This is a genomic window from Solimonas flava DSM 18980, assembly GCF_000426685.1.
Lineage (GTDB): Bacteria > Pseudomonadota > Gammaproteobacteria > Nevskiales > Nevskiaceae > Solimonas > Solimonas flava.
The window spans coordinates 53,253-75,442 of sequence record NZ_AUFV01000017.1; the positions used below are offsets into that span (position 1 = coordinate 53,253).

Annotated in this window: 21 protein-coding genes; 12 read left to right on the forward strand and 9 right to left on the reverse strand. The window is 69.7% G+C overall.

Going from position 1 to position 22,190, the window contains the following annotated elements:
* Positions 1 to 61: 61 nt before the first annotated feature.
* From K343_RS0116540 to K343_RS22615, 6 genes are all read right to left on the reverse strand, one after another.
* The gene (locus K343_RS0116540; protein WP_028009021.1) at positions 62 to 952 is read right to left on the reverse strand and encodes an NYN domain-containing protein; all 891 of its coding nucleotides are present in this window, start codon (positions 950 to 952) and stop codon (positions 62 to 64) included.
* A gap of 26 nt (positions 953 to 978) precedes the next feature.
* A complete protein-coding gene (murA, locus tag K343_RS0116545; protein ID WP_028009022.1) occupies positions 979 to 2,244 on the reverse strand; it encodes a UDP-N-acetylglucosamine 1-carboxyvinyltransferase in 1,266 nt (421 codons plus the stop codon).
* A 70-nt stretch (positions 2,245 to 2,314) separates the two neighbouring features.
* A complete protein-coding gene (locus K343_RS0116550; RefSeq protein WP_028009023.1) occupies positions 2,315 to 2,533 on the reverse strand; it encodes a BolA family protein in 219 nt (72 codons plus the stop codon).
* 46 nt (positions 2,534 to 2,579) lie between these two features.
* The gene (locus K343_RS0116555; RefSeq protein ID WP_028009024.1) at positions 2,580 to 3,218 is read right to left on the reverse strand and encodes a LysE family translocator; all 639 of its coding nucleotides are present in this window, start codon (positions 3,216 to 3,218) and stop codon (positions 2,580 to 2,582) included.
* Positions 3,215 to 3,982, reverse strand: a complete 768-nt coding sequence (locus tag K343_RS0116560; protein ID WP_028009025.1) for an ABC transporter permease — start codon at positions 3,980 to 3,982, stop codon at positions 3,215 to 3,217. Before K343_RS0116560 ends, K343_RS0116555 begins: the two co-directional genes overlap by 4 nt.
* Before the next feature lie 52 nt (positions 3,983 to 4,034).
* Positions 4,035 to 5,006, reverse strand: a complete 972-nt coding sequence (locus K343_RS22615) for an ABC transporter ATP-binding protein (RefSeq protein ID WP_051278613.1) — start codon at positions 5,004 to 5,006, stop codon at positions 4,035 to 4,037.
* Between the two features lie 68 nt (positions 5,007 to 5,074).
* Between K343_RS22615 and K343_RS0116570 the strand changes: the two genes are divergently transcribed.
* From K343_RS0116570 to K343_RS0116600, 7 genes are all read left to right on the forward strand, one after another.
* Entirely contained in the window at positions 5,075 to 6,526 is a 1,452-nt protein-coding gene (locus K343_RS0116570) for a cryptochrome/photolyase family protein (protein ID WP_028009026.1), read from the forward strand.
* A gap of 67 nt (positions 6,527 to 6,593) precedes the next feature.
* Positions 6,594 to 7,565: a KpsF/GutQ family sugar-phosphate isomerase gene (locus tag K343_RS0116575; RefSeq protein ID WP_028009027.1), complete on the forward strand. Its 972-nt coding sequence runs from the start codon at positions 6,594 to 6,596 to the stop codon at positions 7,563 to 7,565.
* An 85-nt stretch (positions 7,566 to 7,650) separates the two neighbouring features.
* Complete coding sequence (locus K343_RS0116580; protein WP_028009028.1) at positions 7,651 to 8,163, forward strand: KdsC family phosphatase; 513 nt, start codon at positions 7,651 to 7,653, stop codon at positions 8,161 to 8,163.
* Entirely contained in the window at positions 8,160 to 8,726 is a 567-nt protein-coding gene (lptC, locus tag K343_RS0116585; RefSeq protein WP_028009029.1) for an LPS export ABC transporter periplasmic protein LptC, read from the forward strand. The genes K343_RS0116580 and lptC overlap by 4 nt, the downstream gene beginning before the upstream one ends.
* Complete coding sequence (gene lptA, locus K343_RS23640; protein WP_028009030.1) at positions 8,707 to 9,306, forward strand: lipopolysaccharide transport periplasmic protein LptA; 600 nt, start codon at positions 8,707 to 8,709, stop codon at positions 9,304 to 9,306. Before lptC ends, lptA begins: the two co-directional genes overlap by 20 nt.
* Complete coding sequence (gene lptB / locus K343_RS0116595) at positions 9,303 to 10,037, forward strand: LPS export ABC transporter ATP-binding protein (RefSeq protein ID WP_028009031.1); 735 nt, start codon at positions 9,303 to 9,305, stop codon at positions 10,035 to 10,037. The genes lptA and lptB overlap by 4 nt, the downstream gene beginning before the upstream one ends.
* A 142-nt stretch (positions 10,038 to 10,179) precedes the next feature.
* Positions 10,180 to 11,244: a zinc-binding metallopeptidase family protein gene (locus tag K343_RS0116600; RefSeq protein ID WP_028009032.1), complete on the forward strand. Its 1,065-nt coding sequence runs from the start codon at positions 10,180 to 10,182 to the stop codon at positions 11,242 to 11,244.
* Here K343_RS0116600 and K343_RS0116605 read toward each other — a convergent pair.
* Complete coding sequence (locus K343_RS0116605; protein ID WP_028009033.1) at positions 11,241 to 11,708, reverse strand: GNAT family N-acetyltransferase; 468 nt, start codon at positions 11,706 to 11,708, stop codon at positions 11,241 to 11,243. The two genes, K343_RS0116600 and K343_RS0116605, sit on opposite strands and share 4 nt — an antisense overlap.
* 82 nt (positions 11,709 to 11,790) lie before the next feature.
* Positions 11,791 to 13,014 (reverse strand): argininosuccinate synthase, encoded by a 1,224-nt coding sequence (locus tag K343_RS0116610; protein ID WP_028009034.1) that lies wholly within the window; start codon positions 13,012 to 13,014, stop codon positions 11,791 to 11,793.
* A gap of 329 nt (positions 13,015 to 13,343) precedes the next feature.
* Between K343_RS0116610 and rnt the strand changes: the two genes are divergently transcribed.
* The 3 genes from rnt to mdoH all read left to right on the forward strand — a co-directional run bounded on the left by rnt (position 13,344) and on the right by mdoH (position 18,307).
* Positions 13,344 to 14,045 (forward strand): ribonuclease T, encoded by a 702-nt coding sequence (gene rnt, locus K343_RS0116620; RefSeq protein WP_028009035.1) that lies wholly within the window; start codon positions 13,344 to 13,346, stop codon positions 14,043 to 14,045.
* On the forward strand, positions 14,045 to 15,559 hold the full coding sequence (locus tag K343_RS0116625; RefSeq protein ID WP_043113004.1) for a glucan biosynthesis protein G: 1,515 nt from the start codon (positions 14,045 to 14,047) through the stop codon (positions 15,557 to 15,559). Before rnt ends, K343_RS0116625 begins: the two co-directional genes overlap by 1 nt.
* A gap of 183 nt (positions 15,560 to 15,742) precedes the next feature.
* Positions 15,743 to 18,307 carry a glucans biosynthesis glucosyltransferase MdoH gene (mdoH, locus tag K343_RS0116630; protein ID WP_028009037.1) on the forward strand — a complete coding sequence of 855 codons (2,565 nt, stop codon included), beginning with the start codon at positions 15,743 to 15,745 and terminating at the stop codon, positions 18,305 to 18,307.
* Between the two features lie 21 nt (positions 18,308 to 18,328).
* On the opposite strand, the gene K343_RS23645 is transcribed toward mdoH, so the two are convergent.
* Positions 18,329 to 20,359: an energy transducer TonB gene (locus K343_RS23645; protein WP_028009038.1), complete on the reverse strand. Its 2,031-nt coding sequence runs from the start codon at positions 20,357 to 20,359 to the stop codon at positions 18,329 to 18,331.
* Positions 20,360 to 20,540: 181 nt separating this feature from the next.
* Here K343_RS23645 and K343_RS0116640 point away from each other — a divergent pair, with 181 nt between their 5' ends.
* On the forward strand, positions 20,541 to 21,329 hold the full coding sequence (locus K343_RS0116640) for a GNAT family N-acetyltransferase (RefSeq protein WP_028009039.1): 789 nt from the start codon (positions 20,541 to 20,543) through the stop codon (positions 21,327 to 21,329).
* Positions 21,329 to 22,102, forward strand: a complete 774-nt coding sequence (locus K343_RS22630) for a lysophospholipid acyltransferase family protein (RefSeq protein ID WP_051278615.1) — start codon at positions 21,329 to 21,331, stop codon at positions 22,100 to 22,102. The genes K343_RS0116640 and K343_RS22630 overlap by 1 nt, the downstream gene beginning before the upstream one ends.
* The last annotated feature ends 88 nt before the right edge of the window (positions 22,103 to 22,190 follow it).

The following is a 22,190-nucleotide window of genomic DNA, read 5'->3' on the forward strand; positions in this document are numbered from 1 at the left end:
CTCAGGGGGCGCGATTGTACCCGGCCCGCCGGGCGACCGTCCGCACGGACCGGCGCCGGACTCAGCCGCCGGTGCGCGGATCACGCAGGTAGACGGTCTTCTGCTTGCCGTCCGCCGACTTGCGCTCGTCGATCTCGAAGCGCTCGACGGCGCGGACCAGATCGCTGAGCTTCTTGTAGCCGTAATTGCGCGAGTCGAAGTCCGGCTTGCGCTTGGCGATCAGGTTGCCGACCGCGCCGAGCGTCGCCCAGCCGTCGTCGTCGGCGGCGTCGTCGATCGCCTGCGCCAGCAGTTCCTGCAACGCCGCATCGGATTTCGGATCGACCTTCTCGGCGCGCGGCTCCGGCGCGCGCTCCGGTTCGGTCGTCGGCTCGGCCGCCGGCGCCGCCACGGTCACGGCCTCGGCGGGCTTGGCTTTCTTGCGCGCCGGCGCGGCCTTGACCGACACGTCCTTGACCGGCGCGGGCTCGGCGGGCGCGGCCTTGGCGGCAGGCTTCGCCGGCTTCTTGGTCGCGCCGCGCAGCACGTCGAGATAGATGAACTTGTCGCAGGCGGAGACCAGCGAGGTCGGCGTCTTGCGCTCGCCGAAGCCGTACACCGTCAGGCCGGCTTCGCGCAGGCGCGAGGCCAGACCGGTGAAGTCGCTGTCGCTGGACACCAGGCAGAAGCCGTCGAAGCGATCGGAGTACAGCAGATCCATCGCGTCGATGATCATGCGGCTGTCGGTCGCGTTCTTGCCGGTCGTGTAGCTGAACTGCTGGATCGGCTGCATCGCCAGATCGACGAGCACCTTCTTCCAGCCGCGAAGGTTGTCGGTCGTCCAGTCGCCGTAGATGCGCTTGACGGAGGCAACGCCGTACTTGGCGACCTCGTCGAGCAGCGGGGCGGCGATCGCCGGCTGGGTGTTGTCGGCGTCGATCAGCACCGCGAGCTTCTTGGTAGGTTCGGCCATCGCATCGGTCTCCGGTTGCGTGCAGGCTACATCAGCCTGGCGACGCGCTTGATTCTGGCACCGAGCGCGGCGAACTTGCCCTCGATGTCCTCGTAGCCGCGATCCATGTGGTAGATGCGGTCGATGAAGGTCTCGCCGTCGGCCGCCAGCGCGGCGATCACCAGCGAAGCCGAGGCGCGCAAATCGGTGGCCATGATCGGCGCCGCCTGCAGGCGCTCCTTGCCGGTGATCACGGCGGTGTTGCCCTCGATGCGAATGTCGGCGCCGAGGCGCAGCAGCTCCTGCGCGTGCATGAAACGGTTCTCGAAGATCGTTTCCTTGATCACGCCGACGCCTTCGGCCAGACAGTTCAGCGCCATCATCTGCGCCTGCATGTCGGTCGGAAAGCCGGGGTGCGGCATGGTATGGATGTTGACCGCGAGCGGGCGCTTGCCCTGCATGTCGACCTCGATGAAGTCGGGGCCGGTCGAAATCTTGCCGCCGGCCTGCTGCAGCTTGACGAGCACCGCGTCAAGCATCGCCGGATCGGTCTTGTTGACGCGCACGCGACCGCGCGTCGCGGCACCGGCGACCAGATAGCTGCCGGTCTCAATGCGGTCCGGCAGCACCGAGTGCTGCGCCGCGTGCAGCGCGGCGACGCCCTGCACGCGAATCGTCGTCGTGCCCTCGCCCGAGATCCGGGCCCCCATCGCGCGCAGGCAGCGCGCCAGATCGACGACTTCCGGCTCGCGCGCGGCATTCTCGAGCACGGTCTCGCCTTCGGCGAGCGTCGCCGCCATCATCAGGTTCTCGGTGCCGGTGACGGTGACCGTGTCGAAGACGATGCGCGCGCCTTTCAGCTTCCTGGCGTAGGCGTGGATGAAACCGCCCTCGAGCTTGATCTCGGCGCCCATCGCTTCGAGGCCCATCAGGTGCAGGTTCACCGGGCGCGCGCCGATCGCGCAGCCGCCGGGCAGCGAAACGTGCGCCTCGCCGCGCGCCGCGACCAGCGGCCCGAGCACGAGGATCGACGCGCGCATGGTCTTGACCAGCTCGTACGGCGCCACGCAGGTGGTGATCGGCCTGGCGTCGATGATCATTTCGTGCGGCGTCGGCTGCTCGACCGCGCAGCCCATCTGCAGCAGCAGCTTGCGCGTGGTGTTGACGTCCCACAGCTTCGGCACGTTGGTCACGTGCAGCGGCTCGTCGGACAGCAGCGACGCGCAAAGAATCGGAAGGGCGGCGTTCTTGGCGCCGGAAGCGTCGATTTCGCCGTGCAGCGGGCCGTTGCCGGCGATGATGAATTTGTCCATGACGTTCGCGTATCGAGGCCCGCCCATCAATCGGCGGCACGGCCCTCGGAGAAATAAGGGCGCAGGCCTTTCAGGCCGCGCGCGTGCTCAGCTTCAGGGCGTGAATCTCGCGCCCCATGCGCTCGCCCAGCGTCGCATACACCATGCGATGCTGCGCGAGCGGCGGCTTGCCGGCGAACGCGGCGCTGACGACCGTCGCCTCGAAATGCTGGCCATCATCGCCGAGAACGGTTACCTGCGCGTCCGGCAGGCCGGCTTCGATGAGTTGTTTGATCTGTTCTTTGTTCATGGTTCCGGAACTCCTGCGGCCGCCCGTGGCCGCGGCATGGCGCTTCTTATGCGGTACGCCGCGGCTCCAAGGCAAGCCGCAACGCCAGTGCGGCGAACACCGAGCCCATCAGGTAGCGCTGCACACCCCACCAGCGACGATGCCGCGCGAACCAGGCCGCGAGCCGGCCGGCGGCGAGCACGATCGCCAGATTGACGACGAAGCTGATGGCGATCTGCGTCGCGCCGAGCGACAGGCTTTGCAGCAGCGTCGAACCGCGCGCCGCCGATACGAACTGCGGAAAGATCGCGAGGTAGAAGATCGCGATCTTCGGATTCAGCAGATTGGTGAGAAAGCCCATCGCGAACAGGCGACGCGGCGAATCCGGCGTCAGCGCGAGCGGCTCGAACGGCGAGCGCGCGCCGGGCCGCAGCGCCTGCCAGGCCAGCCAGACCAGATACGCGGCCCCGGCCCAGCGCAGCGCTTCGTAGGCCAGCGGCACGGCGGCGAGCAGCGCCGTCAGGCCGAACGCGGCCGCGCCCATGTGGAACAGGAACCCGCAGACGACGCCGAGCAGCGAGAGGCTGCCGGCACGCGGCCCCTGGCAGAGCGAGCGCGAGACCAGGTACAGCATGTTCGGCCCCGGCGTCAGCACCATCAGCAGCGCCGTGCCGGCGAACAGCAGCCAGTCATGCGGGTCGATCATCGCTTCAGCTTGTAGCCGGTGACCAGCATCCACAGGCAGACGGCGGCGCAGACACCGAAGAAGCCCGTGCTCCACAGCAGGCTCTGCCAGATCGGCACGTCGGCGTGGCCGAAGAAACCGTAGCGGAAGCCGTCGATCATGTAGAAGAACGGGTTCAGGTGGCTGGCCGCGAACCACAGCGGCGGCAGCGCATGCACCGAGTAGAACACGCCGGACAGAAACGACAGCGGCGTGATGAAAAAGTTGGTGAACGCGGCGATATGATCGAACTTCTCGGCGATGATGCCGGCGATCATGCCGAGCACCGCGAGGCTGCCGGCCGAGAGCAGGAACATCGCCGCCAGCGCCAGCGGCGCATGCACCGGCAGGTGCACGAACGGCCAGGTCACCAGCAGCATCGCCGTGGCGACCAGGATGCAGCGCACGATCGCCGCGATGATGTAGGCGCCGAACCATTGCAGCGGCCCGAGCGGCGCCATCTGCAGGAAGACCAGGTTGCCCATGATCTTGGACTGCGTGAGGCTCGACGAGGTGTTGGCGAAGGCGTTCTGGATCACCGTCATCATCACCAGGCCCGGCACCAGGAACTCGGTGTAGCCGACGCCCGGATAGACCGGCGCGCGGCCCTGCATCGCCTGCGCGAACACCAGCAGGTAGAGCAGCGCGGTGATGACCGGCGCCGTCACCGTCTGGCCGAGCACCGACCAGAAACGCATCACTTCCTTCTTCAGAAGGGTCGCAAATCCGATCTGGTCCGGCGTCACGAGCGGGCTCCCGGGGTTTGCATCGAGGTGCCGGGCGTCCACGGCGCGCGCTTCACTTCGCCGCTCCGGTCGCCGCCGGCTTCGCGGTGTGTCCGGTCATCTCGATGAAGATGTCCTCGAGATCGGGCTCGCGGGTCTGCACGTCCTCGATCGCGACCCCGGCCGTGCGCAGCGCATCGAACACCGCGCCGATCGGGTGCCTGGCCGTCTCCAGCTTGAGTTCGTAGGCGCCGCCAACCTCGCCGGTCACCAGCTCGCGCAGCGCCGCCGGCAGCTGCGCACCGTCGGCGAGCTTCAGGCGCAGGAAACGATACGGGTGGCGCGCCAGCAGCTGCGGCGTCGGCTCGACGGCGGCGACACTGCCGCGGTCGAGGATCGCGATCCGCGAACACAGCTCCTGGGCTTCCTCGAGATAGTGCGTGGTCAGCACCACGGTCGTGCCCTGGCGGTGCAGGTCGCTCATGAAGGCCCACAGCGTGCGGCGCAGCTCGACGTCGACGCCGGCGGTCGGCTCGTCGAGGATCACTACCGGCGGCTTGTGCACCAGCGCCTGGGCGATCAGCACGCGCCGCTTCATGCCGCCGGACAGCGCGCGCATCGAGCTGCCGGCCTTGCCGGCCAGTTCCAGGCGCTCGAGCATCTCGTCGATCCACGGCCAGCTTTCCTTGCCGCAGCCGTAATAGCCGGCCTGGATGCGCAGCAGGTCGCGCACCTTGAAGAACGGATCGAACACCAGCTCCTGCGGCACCACACCGAGCAGGCGGCGCGCGGTCCGGAAGTCGCGAACGGTATCGTGGCCGAGCACCGCGACGCTGCCCTCGTCGGCCTGCACGAGGCCGGAGATGATGCCGATCAGCGTCGACTTGCCGGCGCCGTTCGGCCCGAGCAGGCCGAAGAACTCGCCGCGCCGGACGTCGAAGCTGACGCCGCGCAGCGCTTCGAGCGAGCCGTAACGTTTGCGGATGCCGCGAATCTCGAGGGCGCTGGCTGGCGCGGCGGCGTGGGGCGCGGATATGGAGGACATGGCAGGTGGTCATTATACGGTGCCGGCGGGGACTGCCCGTGTGCCGAACCCTCGATCAAAATACGACCATGCCCGCCTCGACCGCCCTCGTCTGGTTCCGCCGCGACCTGCGCCTGGCCGACCATCCGGCCCTGCAGACCGCGCTGGCGCGGCACGAACGCGTCGTGCCGGTCTACATCGCCGACCTCGGCGCCGAACGCGACTGGGCGCCCGGCGCCGCCAGCCGCTGGTGGCTGCATCACAGCCTGTCACGGCTCGGCGGCGATCTCGCCGAACGCGGCGCGCCGCTGCTGATCCGCCGTGGCGACAGCCTGCAGGCGCTGCGCGCACTGCTCGCCGAAACCGGCGCCGAGGCGGTCTACTGGAACCGCCTGTACGAGCCGGCGATCGTCGCGCGCGACCGCGCGATCAAGGCCGCACTGCGCGAGCAGGGCATCGCCGCGCACAGCCACCGCGCCGCGCTGTGGCACGAGCCGTGGAATCTGAAAACCGCCGGCGGCGAGCCGTACCGGGTGTTCACGCCGTTCTGGCGCAAACTCTCCGCCGAACTGCCGCCGCTGCAGGTCGAGCCGGCGCCGCTGCACCTCAAGGGCGCAGCCGTGCATCTGCACAGCGACACGCTCGAATCGCTGCAGCTGCTGCCGAAGCTGAACTGGGATGCCGGCTTCTATGCACAATGGCGCCCCGGCGAGACCGGCGCGCAGCACGCGCTCGACCGCTTCGTGCGCAGCGCGCTCGGCCACTACCGCGGCGGCCGCGACTTCCCGTTCCGGCCCCTCACCACGCAGCTGTCGCCGCATCTGCACTTCGGCGAGCTGTCGCCACAACAGGTCCGCGCCGCGCTGCTGCGCCGTGCGCAGGGCACGGCGACGCTGGAAGCCGACGCCGGGCAGGTGCTGCGCGAACTGGGCTGGCGCGAATTCGCGCATCACCTGCTGTTCCATTTCCCGCACACGGCCGAGGCGCCGCTGCAGGAAAAATTTGCGCATCTGCCGTGGCGAACGCGCGCCGATTACGCCGCCGACCTTGCCGCCTGGCAGCGCGGCCGCACCGGCATCCCGATCGTCGACGCCGGCATGCGCGAGCTGTGGACGAGCGGCTGGATGCACAACCGCGTGCGCATGATCGTGGCGTCGTTCCTCACCAAGAACCTGCTGATTCCGTGGCAGGAGGGCGCGCGCTGGTTCTGGGACACCTTGCTCGACGCCGACCTCGCCAACAACACGCTCGGCTGGCAGTGGACGGCCGGCTGCGGCGCCGACGCCGCGCCGTACTTCCGCATCTTCAACCCGCTGCTGCAGGCGCAGAAATTCGACCCGGACGCCAGCTACATCCGCCGCTGGCTGCCGGAGCTCGCGCGCCTGCCGGCGGAGGCCGCGCACGCGCCGTGGCTGGCCAAGGCCGGCGTGCTGGAGCGCGGCGGCGTGCGCCTGAACGAGCACTACCCGGAACCGATCGCCGCGCTCGGCGCCTCGCGCCAGCGGGCGCTCGACGCCTACGCGGCGATCCGCGCGGCCTGACCCCCACGGCCCGGCGCGCGGCGGCCGGTATACTGGGCGCCCTTTTCGCTTTTGGACCCCCACCGGGATGGATGCCGCGAAGCTGCAAGCCCTGGGCCGTCGCGCCCTCGAGATCGAACGCGATGCGCTGAGCGCGCTGCTGCCGCGCGTCGATGCGAGCTTCGCGCGCGCCTGCGAGCTGATGCTCGCCTGCAACGGCCGCGTCGTCGTCACCGGCATGGGCAAGTCGGGCCATATCGGCAGCAAGATCGCCGCGACGCTGGCCTCGACCGGTACGCCGTCGTTCTTCGTGCATCCGGGCGAAGCCAGCCACGGCGATCTCGGCATGATCACGCGCCAGGACGTGGTGCTGGCGATCTCGTACTCGGGCGAGACCAACGAGATCATCACCCTGCTGCCGCTGTTCAAGCGCATGTCGGCACCGCTGATCGCGATGACCGGCAAGCCGCGTTCGACGCTGGCGACGACCGCCGACGTGCACCTCGACGTGTCGGTGGCGATGGAGGCCTGCCCGCTGAACCTGGCGCCGACCGCGAGCACCACGGCGACGCTGGCGATGGGCGACGCGCTGGCCGTCGCGCTGCTCGAAGCGCGCGGCTTCACGCCGGAAGATTTCGCGATGTCGCATCCGGGCGGCTCGCTCGGCCGGCGCCTGCTGCTGAAGGTCTCCGACGTCATGCACGGCGGCGAGCGCCTGCCGCAGGTTTCCCCGGACACCCGGCTCAGCGACGCGCTGCTGGAAATGTCGCGCAAGGGCTTCGGCCTGACCGCGATCGTCGACGAACAGCAGCGCGTGCTCGGCGTGTTCACCGACGGCGACCTGCGCCGTGTGCTCGACCAGGGCATCGACGTGCGCCAGGCGCGCGTCGAGCAGGTGATGACCCGGGGCGGCAAGACCGTGCGCGCCGACCAGCTCGCCGCCGAAGCCGTCGCGCTGATGGAGAAGTACAAGATCACCGCGCTGCTGATCGAGGACGCGGCCGGCCACCTCAAAGGCGTGGTGCACATGCACGACCTGCTGCGCGCGGGGGTGGTCTGATGCGCGCGGCGACGAAGCGCAGGGTTGCGGCGCGCCAGCGGCGCGCGCACGACGCCGGATCCGCCGGCCGCAGCGGAGCGTCCGCATGAACCAGCTCGATACCGGCGAGCTGGTCTGGCGCGCCCGCGACATCCGCTGCCTGTTCCTCGACATCGACGGCGTGCTGACCGACGGCAAGCTCTACATCGGCCCGAACGGCGAGGAAACGAAGACCAACTACGTACGCGACGGCCTCGGCATCAAGATGATGCTGAAGGCCGGCTTGCACGTCGCCGTCATCAGCGGCCGGCCGTCGGAGTCGATGCGCCAGCGCCTGAGCTGGCTCGGCGTGCGCCACATCGCGCTCGACACCGAGGACAAGCTGCCGGCCTACGTGCGCATCCGCGACACGCTGGGCCTGACCGACGCACAGTGCGCGCACATGGGCGACGACGTGCCCGATCTGCCGCTGATGCAGCGCGTGGCGCTGGCGCTGTCGGTCGCCGATGCCCATCCGAAGGCGCTCGCCGCCGCGCACTGGGTGTCGCGCTACGGCGGCGGCAACGGCGCCGTGCGCGAGGCCGTGGACCTCATTCTCGACGCCCAGGGCCTGGCGTGAAGCGCCTGCGCGCCTGGCTGCCGTTCCTCGCGCTGATCATCGCCGCGGCGCTGATCGTGACGAACAGCATGAAGCGCGATCGCCAGCTGGCGACGACGACGGCGGCGGAACCGGCGCGCGTGCCGCAGTACGTTGCCGACGGCGCGGTCTGGACGCGCTACGGCGCCGACGGCACGCCCATGGTGCGCGCGCAGGCGCAACGCATCGACTACTTCGAGGACCGTTCGATGACGCTCGACACGGTCACGCTCGACCGTCTCGGCGGCGAGCAGGGCAGCTGGCATCTCGAAGCGCCGCGCGGCATCGTACCGGCCAACGAACAGCGCATGCGCCTGGAGCCGGACGTCGCCGTGCGCGGTCAGGCGCGCGGCCTGCCGACGACGATCGCCGCCCGCGAGGTCTGGGTCGACTGGGAGAAGAAAACCATCCGCTCCGATCTGCCGGTGCAGGCACGTGCCCCCGGCCGCGTCGCCACGGCCAGCGGCTGGGAATCCGATTTCGACGCCACGCGCGTGCAGATGAAAGGCAACGTGGAGATGCACTATGACGCACCGCGCCGCTAGCGCCGTCGCCGGCCTGCTGCTGACGCTGCTGCTGCCCGCCGCGGCGGCGCTGGCGCAGGACAGCACCGCCGACAAGAAGACCAACCGCGAAGCGCTCGAGCAGCTGCGCCCGAGCGGTCCGATCACGGTCAAGGCCGACCGTGCCGAGTGGGTGCAGAACAACACCATGAAGTACGTCGGCAACGTGTCGATGGACTCCAGCTCGCTGGTCGTGCGCGGCGACAGCATGGACGTGAAGCAGGCCGCCGACGGCCAGTTCGAGGCCTGGATTCACGGCGCGCCGGCGACGCTCGACCATGCCGCCGACCCCAAGGCCAGCGGCGCGGCGGCACAGGCGGTCCATGCCGAAGCCCGGGAGATCCACTACGACTCGCGCACCGGCACCGTCGACATGAGCGGCGGCGCGCGCCTGAAGCGCGGCGACGACGAAGTGACCGGCGAGACGATCGGCTACATCGTGCCGGAGCGCCGCATCCGCGCCGCCAGCGGCGGCAGCGGCCAGGTCACCATCACCTTCCAGCCGCCGCCGCCGAAGAGCGAGACACCGACCGACGGCACGAACCCGGGCCCGCGCCCATGAAGGGACCTTCGACGCTGTCGGCCTATGCGCTGGTCAAGCGCTTCAAGAAGCGCACCGTCGTGCGCGATGTCTCGCTGAGCGTGTCGAGCGGCGAGATCGTCGGCCTGCTCGGCCCGAACGGCGCCGGCAAGACCACCTCGTTCTACATGATCGTCGGCCTGATCCCGGCCGACGGCGGCCGCATCGAACTCGACGGCCGCGACATCACCGCGCTGCCGATGCACGCGCGCGCACGTCTCGGCCTCGGCTACCTGCCGCAGGAGGCCAGCGTGTTCCGCAAGCTGTCGGTGCGGGACAACATCCTGGCGATCCTCGAACTGCGCAGGGATCTCGACGCCGCCGGCCGCGAGACCGAGCTCGAACGCCTGCTCGGCGAACTGCACATCACCCATATTCGCGACGCCGAAGGTCAGGCGCTGTCCGGCGGCGAGCGCCGGCGCGTCGAGATCGCCCGCGCGCTGGCCGCGAACCCGCGGTTCATCCTGCTCGACGAGCCGTTCGCCGGCGTCGACCCGATCGCGGTCGGCGACATCCAGCAGATCGTCCACCACCTCAAGCAGCGCGGCATCGGCGTGCTGATCACCGACCACAACGTGCGCGAAACGCTGTCGCTCTGCGAGCGCGCCTACATCCTCGCCGAAGGCCAGGTGATCGCCGAAGGCTCGCCGGACACGCTGCTGGCCAACGAGACGGTCCGCCGGGTCTATCTCGGCGAGCAGTTCCGCCTGTAGCGCCGCGGCGCGCAGCCGCGCTCGCAGCGCACAACGCGGGCGACGCAGGCCCGCGCATCGCACCGGTCCGCTGCCATACAGCACCGGTTCATCGCCGCCGCCCTAATGAGGACGCCCGGCATCACACGCGCGGGAGGCCGCCGTGAAGATCTTCCGCTGCGACCACTGCGGCCAGCTGCTGTTTTTCGAGAACTCGCAGTGCACGCGCTGCGGACACACGCTGGCGTTCCTGCCGGATCGGCGGCGGATGGCGGCGCTCGCTCTCGACGGCAACGGCGTCTGGCGCGTCGCCACGCGTGGCGCACAGGGCGCGCTGTACCGCCTGTGCGCCAATTACCGGACAGCGAACGTCTGCAACTGGGCGGTTCCGCACCACGAGGCCAGCGAGCTGTGCCTGTCGTGCCGGCTGACGCGCACGCTGCCGGACCTGTCCGTGGCCGGCCACGCCGAAGCCTGGTACCGCCTCGAAATCGCCAAACGCCGGCTGCTGTACAGCCTGCTTGAACTGCGCCTGCCGATCGCCAGCCGCCACGACGACCCCGAGCGCGGACTCGCCTTCGACTTCCTCGCTGATCCGCATGCCGACACCGGCGATGCCGTGCTGACCGGCCATGCGCACGGCGTCATCACCATCAACATCGCCGAGGCCGACGACACGCAGCGCGAGCAGCGCCGCGTCGCCCTGCATGAGCCGTACCGCACGCTGCTCGGCCATTTTCGCCATGAGATCGGCCACTACTACTGGGATCTTCTGATCGCCGGTTCATGGCGCCTCGATGTGTTTCGCCTGCGCTTCGGCGACGAGCGCGAGGACTACGCCGGCGCCCTGCAGCGCCACTACGCGCAGATCGACGACGGCCAATGGCAGCGCGCCCACGTCAGCCACTACGCGCGCAGCCATCCCTGGGAGGATTGGGCGGAAACCTGGGCGCACTACCTGCATATCGGCGACACCCTGCAGACCGCGCGCGCCTGCGGCCTGTCGCTGCGCGATACGCCTTTCGCCTCCGCCGATACACAGCCGCCGCGCGGCTCGTTCGACGAGCTGATGCAGCGCTGGTACCCGCTGACCTTCGCGCTCAACAACCTGAACCGCGGCCTGGGCCTTGCCGACGCTTATCCGTTCGCCTTGTCGGCGACCGCCATCGACAAGCTGCGCTTCGTGCACGAAACGATTGCCGAAGCGGCGCGCAACTCCCGCGACTAGGCGGCCAGCCGCTTGCGCATCAGCGCGCGCTCGAACCACTGTCCGCCGCGCTCGACCCGTTGCCGCTCACACACCGTGAACCCTTCCCGCGCGAAGAACGGTTCGGCGACGCGACTGGCCTCCGTCGTCAGCTCCGCCACGCCGACCGCGCGCAGGCGCCGCTCGGCCTCGCGATAAAGCCGTGTCGCGACCCCGCGTCGGTCCGCCCCGGGCAGGGTGAACAGCATGTCGACATGGCCTCGCGCCTCGAAGGCGAGAAACCCGAGCAGGCTGCCGTCCTCGTCGGCGAGCAAAGTGCAGGCATGCCGCAAGCGGTTCTGCCACTGCGCCGGATCGGGCGGCCGCGGCGCCCAGGCCGCACGCTGCGCCGCGTCGTAATGCGCCGTCGCCAGCTGATGGACCGATGCGGTGAATAGTGCGGCGATCTCGGCGAGGCGCGATCCGTCGTGTTCGAGAATTTGCATGGCTTTTGTCATGACGGCAGGGGGCGTAAAAACGAACGGCCCGCAGAGCGGGCCGTTCGGAGCAGCGCGTAAGTCTTCCGCTTCAGCGCTGGTCGCGCTTGGCGCCGGTACGCAGGCGCAGGCCATTCAAGCGAATGAAGCCCTCCGCGTCCTTCTGGTTGTAGGCGCCGCGGTCGTCCTCGAAGGTCGACAGCGTGGCGTCGAACAGCGAGTCCTTCGAGCGGCGGCCGAGGTTGTAGACGGCACCCTTGTAGAGCTTGAGGCGCACTTCGCCGTTGACGCGCTCCTGGGTGTTGTCGATCAGCGCCTGCAGCGCGCGGCGCTCGGGGCTCCACCAGTAACCGTTGTAGATCAGGCTGGCGTACTTCGGCATCAGCTCGTCCTTGAGGTGCGCCTGCTCGCGATCGAGCGTCAGCGATTCGATCGCGCGGTGCGCCTTGAGCAGGATCGTGCCGCCGGGCGTTTCGTAGCAGCCGCGGCTCTTGATGCCGACGTAGCGGTTCTCGACCAGATCGAGGCGGCCGATGCCGTGCTCGCTGCCGAGCTTGTTGAGTTTGTCGAGAATCTGGAACGGCGTGCCGCGCACGCCGTCGACGGCCACCGCGTCGCCCTTCTCGAACTCGATCGTGATGACCTGCGCCTCGTTCGGCGCATCCTCGGGGTTCTTGGTCCAGCGCCAGATGCTGTCGTCCGGCGCCCACCACGGATCTTCAAGGCCGCCGCCCTCGTAAGAGATGTGCAGCGCGTTGGCATCCATCGAGTACGGCGAGCCGCCGTCCTTCTTCTTGGCGATCGGAATGTTGTGCTGCGCGGCGTAGGCGAGCAGCTTCTCGCGCGAGTTCAGGTCCCACTCGCGCCACGGCGCGATGACCTTGACCTCCGGCCACAGCGCGTAGGCGCCGAGCTCGAAGCGGACCTGGTCGTTGCCCTTGCCGGTGGCACCGTGGCTGATCGAGTCGCAGCCGGTCAGCTTCGCGATCTCGACGAGGCGCTTGGCGATCAGCGGCCGCGCGATCGAGGTGCCGAGCAGGTACTCGCCCTCGTACAGCGCGTTGGCGCGGAACATCGGGAACACGAAATCGCGCGCGAATTCCTCGCGCAGATCGTCGATGAAGATTTCCTTGACGCCGAATTGCTGCGCCTTCGGGCGCACGTGGTCGAGTTCCTCGCCCTGGCCGATGTCGGCGGTGAAGGTCACCACCTCGGCGTCATAGGTGTCCTGCAGCCACTTGAGAATGACGGAGGTATCGAGGCCGCCGGAATAGGCGAGCGCGATCTTGCGGCGCGAGGAACTTTGCTTGCTCATGGGTCGTCAGACGAACGGGAGGCGAGAGATCCGGAACGGGGCAGCCGTCATGGCGCCCGCGTCGGCGCGCGATTATAGGGCTTTCAGGCCGCGACAGCGGCCGTTCGCATCCGCTCCGCCGCCGGCGCGTACGCCCTACCCCCGCGACGAAGCCGGGTATCATGCGCAGCCCAGCCCAGCAGCCGCGGTCCACGCCGAGGAGAGCCCGATGACGCCGTCCGTTCCGCCGATGTCCGCAGCGGCCGTCGCCGCGACGTCGAGCCGCGCGACTGCGGCCCGCGCCGCCACGATCGGCGGCTGAATCCGCGTTTCGGTATCCACAGAACACGATGTCCACGAGCAGCGAGACGGTCGCCGACAAGCCCGCCGAGCGAAAATTCAAGGTCGGCCAGCGCTTCCGCGGCTTCCTGCCGGTGGTGGTCGACGTCGAGACCGGCGGCTTCAACTCGCAGACCGACGCGCTGCTCGAAGTCGCCGCGGTGATCCTCGGTATCGACGAGCACGGCGATCTGGTCCGTCGGGAAACCGCGTTCGCGCATGTCACGCCGTTTCCGGGCGCCAACATCGAGAAGGCCGCGCTGGAGATCACCGGCATCCGCATCGACAGCCCGCTGCGCCTGGCGATGGCCGAGAAAGACGCACTCGACCACGTGTTCCGGCCGATCCGCCGCGCGGTCTCCGAGAATGGCTGCACGCGCGCGATCCTGGTCGGCCACAACGCCCACTTCGACCTCGGCTTCATCAATGCCGCGGTCGCCCGCACCGGCTACAAGCGCAATCCGTTCCACCCGTTCAGCGTCTTCGACACGGCGACGCTGGCCGGCGCCGCGCTCGGCCAGACGGTCCTGGCACGGGCCCTGCAGGCGGTGCGGCTCGGGTACGATGCGGAATCGGCGCATTCGGCGATCTACGATGCCGAACGGACCGCCGATCTGTTCTGCCTGCTGGTCAACCGCATGCGGCCGCTCTTCGAGCAGGCCACCGCGGCACCGGCGCAGACGCCCCCTCAATCGAACGACGACGGAATGTGATGGCACGCAAGGCATTGCTCGGTGGTTTGCTGATCCTGGCGGCGTTCAGCCAGACAGCCCAGGCCTTCGATTTCAACGACGTGGCGCGCCGCGCCAAGGAAATCGCCGGCAAGCCGTACGTCCGCGCCGACACCCAGCTGCCGAAGCCGCTGACCGACCTGAACTACGAGCAGTACAAGGAAATCCGCTACAAGGCCGACAAGGCGCTGTGGCGCAGCAACAAGCTGCCGTTCGAGGTCCAGTTCTACCACCCGGGCCTGTACTTCAACCAGATCGTCAAGCTCAATCTCGTCACCGCCGACGGCGTCCGCAAGATCCCGTTCCAGCCGGAGAACTTCGACTACGGGCGCAACAACATCGACCCGGACAAGCTGCGCGACCTCGGCTTCGCCGGCTTTCGCGTGCACTTCCCGCTCAACGACAAGAACGTGCGCGACGAGCTGATCGCTTTCCAGGGCGCGAGCTTCTTCCGCGCCCTCGGCAAGAATCAGGTCTACGGCGAATCGGCGCGCGGCCTGGCGATCGACACCGGCGAGCTGTCCGGCGAGGAATTCCCGGTGTTCCGCGAGTTCTGGATCGAATGGCCGCGCCCGGAAGACCGCGAGCTGACGATCTACGCCCTGCTCGATTCGCGCCGCGTGTCCGGCGCCTACCGCTTCAAGGTCCGGCCCGGCGACTCCACCGCCACCGAGGTCAAGGCGCGCCTGTACTTCCGCGACGGCGTCGGCAAGCTCGGCATCGCGCCGCTGACCAGCATGTTCCTGTACGCCTCGCACCAGCCGCCGGCGACCGACGACTATCGCCCCGAGGTGCACGATTCCGAGGGCCTGTCGGTGCAGACCGACGGCGAATGGATCTGGCGGCCGCTGGTCAATCCGAAGCGCCTGCTGATCACCTCGTTCGGCGCCAGCAGCCCGCGCGGCTTCGGCCTGATGCAGCGCGACCGCGACTTCGCGCACTACGAAGACCTCGACACGCGCTACGACCGCAAGCCCAGCGTATGGGTCGTGCCGAAGGGCGACTGGGGCCGCGGCCGCGTCGAGCTGGTGCAGATCCCGACCAAGGACGCGACCAACGACAACGTGGTCGCCTACTGGGTCCCCGAGCAGGGACCGCATGCCGGCAGCACGATGGATCTCGAGTACACGCTGTTCTGGCAGGCCAACCAGGAAACCCGGCCGCCGCTGGCCTGGGTCGCGCAGACCCGCCGCGACCACGGCGGCGTCGGCCGCGACACCGACAATTCGCTGCGCTACATCGTCGACTTCCAGGGCGGGCCGCTGGAATTCCTGAAGGGCGACCAGAAGCCGGTCGCCGGCCTGTGGATCAGCGACAACGGCGAAATCCTCGATCGCCAGCTGGTCCGCAACGACGCCACCGGCGGCTGGCGCGTGATCATGCGCGTGCGCCGCAGCGACGACGCCAGGCCGCTGGAAATGCGCGCGGTGCTGCGCAACGGCGACGACAACATCTCCGAAACCTGGGCCTACATCCTGCCGCCGGAACCGCGCTGACGCGCGGCGCCGGCCGGCTTTACCGGCGCGCCGTTCATCGCCACTTCAGCCACCTTGCGAAGCATCGCTGAAGGACTCGGCAGCGGCCGGTATTGCCTTTAAACTCGATGGCCTGCGCCGGCGCCGTGGTCGGCGCAGAATCGTCGACAGCCCCGCGCCGGGGCAGCGTTTCTCAGGGATAACGTGAACCAGGCTTCCGCCCCGGTCTCCGGACCATCGTCCGGGCCATCATCGGCTTCCGCGCCGTCCACCGCGTCCCGCCTCGATCAGTATCTGGGCGAACTGTCCGACGCGGCGCTGGCGCGCGTCGAGCCGGCGCTCACGGCCTTGCATGGCGGTGCGGCCAGCGACGACGCGCGCTTCGTCGCCGCCCAGAACGTGCTCGCCGAAATTCACGACGAGGACGGCGATCTCGCCACGCTGCATTCGAGCTACGCCCGCCTCAAGCTGAGCCTGACGCCGCCGCTGCCCGGCGACGCCGAACTCGACAGCGTGCTGCAGCCGCCGGACTATCGCGCCCGCCTGGCGACCACGCCGCCGCTGCTGCGCGCCTCGATGGCGCCGGTGCCGTGGAACCACAACCCGATCCGCCGCCTGTGGCGCTGGCTCGCGCGGCGCGCCCAGGGCGGCGGCGCCGGCCTGACGCCGCGCGGCGGCGTCGCGCCCGAAGCGCCGAAGGCCAAGGTGCTGGGCCCGGCGCAGACGCGCTGGCAGGGCTCGGCCTCGCTGCGCCGCCTGCTGCTGGTGACGCTGATCGTCGCGCAGACGATCGGCGCGACCTACCTGATGTCGGCGGTGCTGCCGTACAAGGGGCGGCACTGGCTGGAACTCGCCAGCCTGTCGCTGTATGCGGTGCTGTTCGCGTGGATCTCGGCCGGCTTCTGGACCGCGGTCTTCGGTTTCTTCGTGCTGCTGACCGGACGCGACAAGTATTCGATCTCGGCGACCGCCGCGCCCGACACGCCGCTGGCGCCGGGCCGCAACACCGCGATCCTCGTGCCAATCTGCAACGAGGACGTCGCCCGCGTGTTCGCCGGCCTGCGCGCCACCTACGACTCGGTCGGCCGCGCCGGGCTGCTCGATTCGTTCGACTTCTACATCCTGTCCGACAGCGGCAAGGCCGACGCGCGCGCCGCCGAGGCGGCGGCCTGGCTGCACCTGTGCCGCGCCGTCAACGGCTTCGGGCGCATCTTCTACCGGCGCCGCATGCACCGCATCAAGAAGAAGTCCGGCAACGTCGCCGACTGGTGCCGACGCTGGGGCAGCAAATACCAGCACATGGTCATCCTCGACGCCGACAGCGTGATGTCCGGCGAGTGCCTGAAGCGCCTCGTGCAGCTGATGGAGGCCAACCCGAACGCCGGCATCATCCAGACCGCGCCGAAGGCCGCCGGCCGCGAGACGCTGTACTCACGCATCCAGCAGTTCGCGACGCGCGTCTACGGCCCGCTGTTCACCGCCGGCCTGCACTTCTGGCAGCTCGGCGAGAGCCATTACTGGGGCCACAACGCGATCATCCGCGTCGCGCCGTTCATGCAGCACTGCGCGCTCGGCCGCCTGCCGGGCCGTGGCGGCCTGTCGGGCGAGATCCTGTCCCACGACTTCGTCGAGGCCGCGCTGATGCGCCGCGCCGGCTGGAGCGTGTGGATCGCCTACGACCTGCCGGGCTCCTACGAGGAAATGCCGCCGACGCTGCTCGACGAGCTCAAGCGCGACCAGCGCTGGTGCCAGGGCAATCTGCAGAACTTCAAACTGTTCTTCACGCAGGGCCTGCATCCGGCGCACCGCGCGGTGTTCATGACCGGCGTGATGGCGTATCTCTCGGCGCCGCTGTGGTTCATCTTCCTGGCGCTGTCGACGGCGCTGCTGTTCGTCTTCATGAAGACGGAGCCGACCTACTTCACGCAGCCCTACCAGCTGTTCCCGAGCTGGCCGGAATGGCATCCCGAATGGGCGATCCGCCTGTTCGCCGGCACCATGACGCTGCTGTTTCTGCCGAAGATCCTGTCGGCGCTGCTGCTGATCGTGCGCCATGAAGTGGTGCGCCCGTACGGCGGCCGCCTGCGGCTGGCGGCGAGCCTCGCCGCCGAAATGCTGTTCTCGGCGCTGCTGGCGCCGATCCGCATGCTGTTCCACACGCAGTACGTGGTCTCGGCGCTGCTCGGCATCGCCGTGCAGTGGAAATCGCCGCCGCGCGAGGATGCGGCGACGCCGTGGAGCCAGGCGGCGCTGCGCCACGGCGGCGGCACGCTGCTCGGCCTGGCCTGGCTCGGCCTGGTCTACTGGCTGAACCCCAAGTTCCTGTGGTGGCTGCTGCCGGTCGCCGGCAGCCTCGTCATTGCCATCCCACTGTCGGTGTGGAGCTCGCGCGCCTCGCTCGGCCGCTGGGCGCGCGAACAGCGCCTGTTCCTGATTCCGGAAGAGTCGATCACACCGCGCGAACTGCGCTGGCTGAAAGCCGGCCTGCGCCGCGCGCCGGACTATCCGGACTTCGTGCGGGCCGCCCGCGAGCCGGCCGCGAACGCGCTACTCAGCCTGATCGGCCGCCGCCGCGCCAAGCTCGGCAAGCGCGCGCCGCGGCAGCTGATGGACCTTGCCGACGCCGCCGCCCGGCGCGATCCGGCAACGCTCAAGGACCCCGAGCGCAACGCCCTGCTGCTCGACGCTGCCGCGCTGTCGCACCTGCACCGCCGTCTGTGGACCACGCCGGACGCCCATCCGGGCTGGTTCAAACCTTCCGCGGATTGAAGCCGGCGGCGGCCTGCCACGCTACGGCGCGGGGGCGTCCGCCGTGAAGCGCAGCACCGCGCGGGCGCGGGCGTCAACCGGTTTGCCGTCGCGCCGCGGCGGATCGAAGCGCCAGCGCGCCGCCGCGTTCAGTGCCGCCCAGCCGAGCGCCTCGTCCGGCGCCGATACGAGCTGCGGCAGCAGCACCTGGCCGTCGCGGTCGACGATGAACATCAGCTCGACGGCGCCGCCGGTACCGGCCTGGCGCGATTCACGCGGATAGACCGGCACCGCGCTGACGCGTCGCACCAGCTTGGCGTCGAGTTCGGCCGCATCGACGATCGCCGCCTGCGGCCCGTCGAGCTCGCGCAGCAGACGCCGCGCCGCAACCGGCATCAGCTCGGCGTCGGACAGGCGGAACACCTGCTGGTAGCGGAACAGCGACCAGCTCGGCCGGCCGTCCTTGAGCGCGGGCTGAAAGGTCCAGGCCTCGGCGGCAGCCTGCAGCGCGCGGCCGAAAGCCGGATCGCTCGCGTCGCGGACCATCACCTCGCTGACCTGCCCGTCCGGATCGATGATGAAATCGACGGTCGCCGAACCGGCCGTACCGGCGCGCGCCAGCGCGTACGGATAGACCGGCGGCGGCGTCAGCTTGCGCGCCGGCGGCACGTCGTAGCGGAAGGTCTCCGGCAGGTCGGCGGATGCCGCCTTGGCGCCGCGCCGAGTCCCGGACACAGCGCCGCCCTCCGGCCTGAACGCGTACTTCATGACGATACGATCGGCGACCGGCTGTCCGAGCCGCAGCGCCGGATGAAAAGGCATCTTCATGAAGGCATCCATCACCGCCTTTTCCAGGATCGGCTCCGGCGCTTCCAGCACCTCGATGTCGCGAACTTCGCCGGTAGCGTCGACCAGCAGCGCAAACTTCACGACGCCCGCAAGCCCGGCTCGCATCGCCTCCGGGGGATAGGCCGGCAGGCGGACGCGGCGGTAATCGAACCACGGCGGAGCATAGAAGCGCGCCGGCAGCTCGAACACGGCCGCCTGCGCGCGACCCTCGCGGCGCAGCGGTTCCAGCTGCACGTCCTCGCCGAGGACCGCCCGGAGCGCCGGCTCGGCGAGTTCCGGGGCGGCGGCTTCGCGCACCTGCGCGGCGGCAACCCGCCCCTGCGCGTCGGCGACAACACGCACACGCGCCGCCGGATCGCGCGCGTCATGCGCATCGAGCGGCCGGCCCTCCTTGGTGCCGACGCTGACCCAGAACTCGCCCGGCAAGGGCGCCGGGGCCTGGGCGGGTTCCTCGATGAAGGCCTGACCGCCGGACGCCGTCGACCGGCGCGGCGCGGCGCGCGCCTCGGCGAGGCTGCGCCAGCGTTCGGTACCCGGCGCCCGGCGATAGACCGGAGGCTCGGCGGCCACCGCCGCCGGCGCGAAGCTAAAGCCGACGATGTCCTCGCGCCGCATCGGCTGCTGGTCCCGATAGGCCGGCACGAAACGCCATTGCCGCAAGGCCGCGAGCACCGCTTCGTCGTCGTCCGGGCGTACAGACGCCAGCACGCTCGCGGCCTGCACGCTGCCGTCCTCGGCGATCGTCATCTGCACGCGCAGCTCCGGGACCTCGTCGTCTCCGGCCGGCGAGAAATCCTCGGGGAAGCGCAGCCCCGCGCCGTCTGCCAGCGGCGCAAGCAGACCGAGACCCACCAAAACCAATAGCCTGCTCATCATCCCCCCAACCTGCGAAAGCCAGGCGCGCGTCCGGCGCGCCGGCGTCATTGCGCCTCCGGCGGCGCGAACACGATCGGCACCTGTGCGCGCACGTCGACCGGCTGGCCGGCCTGCCGGGCGCTTGTGCTCGCGATCCGGCGGGAAGAACCAGGCGGCGAGCGCCGCCGCGACTTCGGCATCGCGGTCCGGCTGCGAGGACGCCAGCACCTCGATCTTTTGCACCGCGCCGCCGTCGTCGACCGTCATGCGCACGCGAACGTCGGCCGCCTCGCCACGGGCCACCGGCGACAGTTCCTGCGGATAACGCAGCGCCGCGGCCTGCGCCGCCGCCGAACACCACAGAAGCACGCCCAGCGCCAGTGATCACCGCATGGCCATTCCCCCCGAATCGCGCCCCAAACCCTTCTTCATGCTAGCAGCGCCGCGTCGCGGCCGACCCCGAACACCGTCATCGTTCTGAAATGCCACCGTCACATGGCAACAAACACCGCTACCTAGAGTGCGCGCCATCCGCCAAGGAACGACGCCCATGTCGACACGCATTGATGGTGATCTGCCGCGCCGCGCGCGCTTCGAGGTCCGTTTCGCCGAGACGGCCGAGGAAATCCGCGAGACGCAGAAGCTGCGCTACCGGATCTTCGCCGGCGAACTCGGCGCCGACATCGACGGCGGCGAAGCCGGCCTCGACCACGACCAGTACGACCCGCATTGCCGCCACCTGACGGTGCGCAATGTCGACAGCGGCCGCATCGTCGCCTGCACGCGCATCCTGACCGGCGAGCGCGCACCGGCGGCGGGCGGCTTCTACTCGGCCAGCGAGTTCGATCTGGCCATGCTCGATTCGCTGCCGGGCCGCGTGATGGAAATCGGCCGCACCTGCGTCGATGCCGAATACCGCAACGGCGCGGTGATCGCCACGCTGTGGCAGGGCATCGCCAGCACGATCGTCAACGACGGCTACGACTACCTGTTCGGCTGCGCCTCGATCGGTCTCGAGGACGGCGGCGCCGCGGCGCACGCGATCCTCGACCAGATTCGCGATCAGTACATGGCGCCGGCCTACCAGCACGTGCGTCCGTACATTCCGCTGCCGGCGGCCGATCGCCGCGCGACCGAAAAGCCGAAGATGCCGCCGCTGCTCAAGGCTTATCTGAGCCTCGGCGCCAAGGCCTGCGGCGAAGCCTACTGGGACCGCGACTTCAACTGCGCCGACGTGTTCATGCTGCTCAACGTCAGCGACCTGAATCCGCGTTACGCGCGCCACTTCCTCGGCCAGACCCAGGCGGCCGCCGACGCTCCGGCGCCCGAACGCGGCTGATGCGCGGCGCACCGATCGCCACGCTGCGGACGCTGTGGCGCGGAACCGGCGTCGCCTCGCACCTCGGCGTCGGTCTGCTGATGGCGATGCTGGTGGCGATCGATCTCGGCGAGCGGCTCGACCGCCTGGCCATGGCCGGCTGGTGGCACCGCCGCCTGCTGCGCATCCTCGGCCTGCGCATCGCGGTCCGCGGCACGCCGGCCGAAGGCGCGCACCTGACGGTCGCCAATCACGTGTCCTGGCTCGACATCCCGCTGATGGGCTCGATCGAACCGCTGCGCTTCATCGCCAAATCCGAGATCCGCAACTGGCCGCTGGCCGGCTCGCTGGCGACCGCCGCCGGCAGCTTCTATATCCGCCGCGGCAAGGGCGGCTCGCGGCCGCTGCTCGACCGCCTCAGCGTCTACCTGCGCGGCGGCGGCGCGGTCGTACTGTTCCCAGAAGGCACCACCACCGACGGCACCCGGGTGCTGCCGTTCCACGCCCGCCTGCTGGCGACGGCGGTCGAAGCCAAGTGTGCGGTGCAGCCGGTGGCGCTGCGCTATATGCCGGCGCCCGACGGTCGCCGCGTCGCGCCGTTCATCGGCGACGACGACCTGCTGCGCCACGTCCTGCGCGTCCTGCGCGAGCCGTGCATCGAGGTCGAGGTGATCTACTGCCCGCCGCTCGACAGCCAGGGCCGCGAACGCACCGAGCTGGCGCTGGCGGCGCAGACCGCGATCGAGATCGAGCTGGGCCTGCATCAGGCCGTGCCGGCGGCGCTGGCGGCCTGACGGTCTCCGCCCGGCCGGCGGCCGGCGCGTTGGCGCTACAATTGCGGCCTCGTTTCATGCGGAGTCGCCCTTGAGCGCCACCCCCCCC